Origin of the sequence: Aeromonas sanarellii (assembly GCF_000820085.1) — a bacterium.
GTDB classification, from domain to species: Bacteria; Pseudomonadota; Gammaproteobacteria; order Enterobacterales; family Aeromonadaceae; genus Aeromonas; species Aeromonas sanarellii.
The window spans coordinates 1-3,984 of the sequence record NZ_CDBN01000082.1 but is presented as its reverse complement, the minus strand read 5'-3'; the positions used below and the strand labels follow the sequence as shown (position 1 = coordinate 3,984).

Genomic DNA, 3,984 nt, shown 5'->3' with positions numbered 1-3,984 from the left:
GCCCCCGGGAGTACCTTCCACCCATGCCATCCGTCATTACATCTTCGTAACCACATCCGGCCAAGCCACATCGAGGTGTTGGGGGAAAGGCTGCCGGATCCGGACTAGGCTGTGTTCTTAAAGTGGTTGCTAAACGCCCTCCCCATCCTATGGGACTTCATCCCTCCAGAAAGACCGCATTCATTCACTTCAAACTGCCTAAACTGGCCTCTTTAGAGGCCCTGTTCATGGCTGAAAATTGAGGCGCTTGAAATATGAACACTTTGAGAACACAACCTAGCCGCGGCGCCCAAAAAAAAACCACCGCCCCGTGCAGGGCGGTGGTTTTTCATTATCCGCTCACTCGGTGGCCACAAGGCCGCCAAGGGCTAGTGTTCTGCCGCTTCCGGCTGGGGAACCTCGGTGCGTTCCCGCTGCAGTTCATCGACCCTGGCTTGCCATTTGTCCTGGGCCTGCTTCTGCCCTTGGGACTCGTACTCCTGGCGCATGATGTCGATATTTTGGTCAAGTTTTTCCATCAGGATGTCTCCTTACATCTCGGGTTACACACTGGCTGACGGCACTGTTGGCCAACCTGCTCCCCCGATTGGACACCAGGTTTTCCCCGATTGTCCAACAAAATAAACGATTGATTATGCAAAAACCAATCTATAAAACGGACAAATGCCCCTTGTGGGCACCTCTTTTTCTTCCCGCCAAAACCCATGACATAAATATATTTCACATATTTATCATGGCATTGAGTTTTCAACTCCCGGCCATTCACCCGCCCTCACCGGCAAAAATCTGGCTATGCAGGTTTTTTTCACACGCTGCTCCCTCTCCCCCCCACCACCGGGCCGGCAAAAACGCCCTTCATCCATCCAGATTTCAGATGCGACATTCCCAGTGCCATCACTTATCCGGATGGATGGCAGACCCCTTCCGACCGGGTATCTAAGACCCATTCGGGGATATCTCCTGCCCTGCCTGCTCAGCTAAGATGCCTGGTCGACCATCCTACGCCTCACCGCCTGCCCCAAATGGAGTTTTTCTCGAATGGAACTGATCCATGTTCTGCTCACCCTGGCGGGTCTGGTTGCTGCCGGCCTCATCTTCTGGAACCGCTCACTCGGCCAGCCGGACTGGGAGCGCCTGCCCACCCTGCCGGAATACCTCGCACTGCATCCCGAGTGCGCCACCACGGATGCCGAAAATGCCCGCTGCCATGGCTGCGGTTCCGACAAGGTGCTGTTCAACCCCCTCACCGGCCGGGGTGACTACCGTCTTCGCCACACCTACCGAGGAACCGCGGTAAATGACCCCGATGGCCGACAGACTGTGGATATGAATGAGTGACAGATTGACAAGGATTTCCATGAGCGAGCCCATATTAACGACCCGTTGGTGCTGGCTACGCCAGCATGTGAAGAAACTGCGCACTGCCAAGCCCGAAGCCGAAGATGAGGGTACAATCTGGCGCTTTGTCGGTGTGATAATGGCGGCAGTTCCTGTCCTGACCGCGGCAACTTACCTGTTGGGCATGGCCTATCACTATGGCTACACCATGGCATTTCGCCTTGATTATTCTGAGTTTTCCCCACCAGCGGACTATCTACTGGCCTTTGGGCTCATGAAAACTCTCGATATGCTCAAACCGTGGATGTGGCCCTTGTTGGGCCTCATCATTTCCATTTTTTCCATTTGTGCCGTCCTAATTTTTTGTCCGCGCTGGAGGATCAGGCTCACATGGTGGTGGCAAACATCGTGGTTATATCGGGCAGCTTGCAAGCAAGCCAAAGCGCAAAAGCGCTACCCAGCCCCCTCTCTTAGTCGAGCCTTTATCTGGCTTGGCGATAACTACTACAAATTTGCCTTCCTGCTATTGGCGGTGCTGATCCCCGTCATGGGCGCCATAGACTTCTTTATACAAGGAGTAAAAGCAGCACAAGTTCAGATCACCCTTCTGGAGCAAGGTAACTGGCCGGAGAGCGAGGCCAATAGCCAGTCACCCCTGCTGGGGAATGAACCCCATATCCGCATCACCTGCAACACCATCCACTGTGCCTATCGCTTCAAGGGGGGCGATACCCTGCTGTTGCGCCACGATCAAATTGAGCAGACCCGTTACCGTCCTGAGCCTCCCCCTCAGGATGAAACCAAGCCATCTGAGATGCCCACTCACCCTTGACCTATCCCCATAAAAACCGGCGCCAGGGGGGGCCAGATAAGATCAGGTGGTAGCCATCGGCCAGCTTGCCGGTCGCCGTGATGAGGGTCGTCCCCGGGCCACCTCCACGACGCGCCAGGCTGCCACTGCTGGCCTTAGCCCCGACGAGCCATCTACTCCCAAATGGGAATTTTTCCCCGGAGAGGGACCGTTTCTTGATCCTGAACAGGCTTTGGTCGGCATCGGGTTTTGCGAAATCATGCCATTGGTTAACATGTTTTGCTCGCCACTCCTGGCGAGGAGATAAGCCCAGGGATGACGGGGCCCGCTGACGCCGGCGCTCGCATCCCGTCCCGGGTTCACCATGGGTCATATATCGTTGGCGCTATGCATCGGCATTGCATCGCCGGAGGATAAGGATGTACGGATTGGCACTGTTGTTACATATTCTCGCGGCCACCATCTGGACCGGCGGCCATATAGTGCTGTCGGTGGTCGTGCTGCCCAGGGTATTGAGGGAGCGCTCGCCCGCCAGGCTGCTGGAATTCGAGTCCGTTTACGAAAAGATCGGCATGCCGGCGTTGATCATCCAGGTGATAACCGGCCTTTATCTGGCTTATCGCATGCTGCCGGACGTCAGCCAGTGGCTGGATTTTTCCAACCCCGTCGCCCACCCGATCCTGTTGAAGCTGTCGCTGCTGGCCTTGACGCTCGGCTTCGCCATGAGTGCGCGCTTCAGAGTCATTCCCCATCTATCCGAGAAAAACCTCGTCACTATGGCCTGGCATATCATCCCGGTGACCATTTTCTCCATCCTGTTTGTCATCACCGGCGTGTCGTTCAGAACCGGGTGGTTCTATTGACGCTCGGGGATAAATCGAGACTGATCCACTTTCATGGGGCAGGGCTTTGCCGCGTGGCGGCCCCCTGAACGGGAAATTGAGAGCCAGGTGAAGAAAGCTATGATAGGCGCGCGCCCACCACGAGAACGAACGCCAGCATGACAATCTTGAGCGAACAGAGCGAACTCCATCGTTGCGACCGATGCGGTGAGCGCACCCGCCATCTCGTGGTGCTGGTGGCCCGCGATCACAGTCAGGACATCATGCCCAAGGATCCGCGCAAGGCCTTCTGGCAAGCCTTTCGCTCCAGCAGCCTGACCAACGCGGTATTCGGCCAGACCCTCGCCTACCAGGCCACCCATGTAAAACATCTGATCTGCGAGCGCTGCGGCGAGAAGTTTCTGGAATATTGAGGCCCAGAGGGCGGCGCACCCGGACAGTCAGAGCGAGATAAAAGAGAAATAAAGATGAAGTTTGTCGAGATGGCCCCCGACCAACTACCGCTGGCGCTGCTGCTGGAGGCAGATCCCGCAGAACAGCGCATCGCCGCCTATCTGCCCGGCGCCTGGGGCTTTGCCGCCCTGGCGGGCAACAATGGCAACGAGGTGATGGGAGCCTGCGTGGCGGGTCTGGTGGGGGAACAAACGGCCGAGATCTTCAATATCGCCGTGACCCCCGACCCCCAGCAGCAAGGCATCGGCTCCGGCCTGCTGCGTTTCGTGCTGACCAGCCTGGCCGGGAAAGGAGTCCGCCGCGTCGAGCTCGGTACCGGCAGCTTCGGCCACCAGCTCACCTATTACCAGCGCCACGGCTTTCGCGTCGATGCCGTCATCAAGGATCACTTCCTTATCCACTACCCGGAGCCCCTGATGGAGTACGGTATCCAGCATAAGGATATGCTGCAGCTTTCGCTGGCACTGGCGCCGGACACCGCTTCCCCCTGACCCGAGAGGGTGGCCCTGCCCCCCCTGATGGCCACCCCCTGTGGTACAC

Annotated in this window: 6 protein-coding genes; 5 read left to right on the top strand and 1 reads right to left on the bottom strand. The window is 57.3% G+C overall.

Features of this window, described 5'->3' with window-relative positions; translation table 11 throughout:
- Window positions 1-368 precede the first annotated feature (368 nt).
- A complete protein-coding gene (locus tag BN1132_RS20130; RefSeq protein WP_084202994.1) occupies window positions 369-518 on the bottom strand; it encodes a hypothetical protein in 150 nt (49 codons plus the stop codon).
- 520 nt (window positions 519-1,038) lie between these two features.
- On the opposite strand from BN1132_RS20130, the gene BN1132_RS15445 reads away from it, so the two are divergent.
- The 5 genes from BN1132_RS15445 to BN1132_RS15425 all read left to right on the top strand — a co-directional run bounded on the left by BN1132_RS15445 (window position 1,039) and on the right by BN1132_RS15425 (window position 3,935).
- Window positions 1,039-1,338, top strand: coding sequence for a hypothetical protein (locus BN1132_RS15445; RefSeq protein ID WP_042078663.1), 300 nt, complete (start codon window positions 1,039-1,041; stop codon window positions 1,336-1,338).
- Window positions 1,339-1,357: 19 nt separating this feature from the next.
- Entirely contained in the window at window positions 1,358-2,170 is an 813-nt protein-coding gene (locus BN1132_RS15440; RefSeq protein WP_042078662.1) for a hypothetical protein, read from the top strand.
- A 407-nt stretch (window positions 2,171-2,577) separates the two neighbouring features.
- Window positions 2,578-3,012 carry a CopD family protein gene (locus BN1132_RS15435; protein WP_244462954.1) on the top strand — a complete coding sequence of 145 codons (435 nt, stop codon included), beginning with the start codon at window positions 2,578-2,580 and terminating at the stop codon, window positions 3,010-3,012.
- 137 nt (window positions 3,013-3,149) lie between these two features.
- Window positions 3,150-3,404 carry a hypothetical protein gene (locus BN1132_RS15430; RefSeq protein ID WP_042078660.1) on the top strand — a complete coding sequence of 85 codons (255 nt, stop codon included), beginning with the start codon at window positions 3,150-3,152 and terminating at the stop codon, window positions 3,402-3,404.
- Between the two features lie 54 nt (window positions 3,405-3,458).
- A complete protein-coding gene (locus BN1132_RS15425; protein WP_042078659.1) occupies window positions 3,459-3,935 on the top strand; it encodes a GNAT family N-acetyltransferase in 477 nt (158 codons plus the stop codon).
- Window positions 3,936-3,984 lie beyond the last annotated feature (49 nt).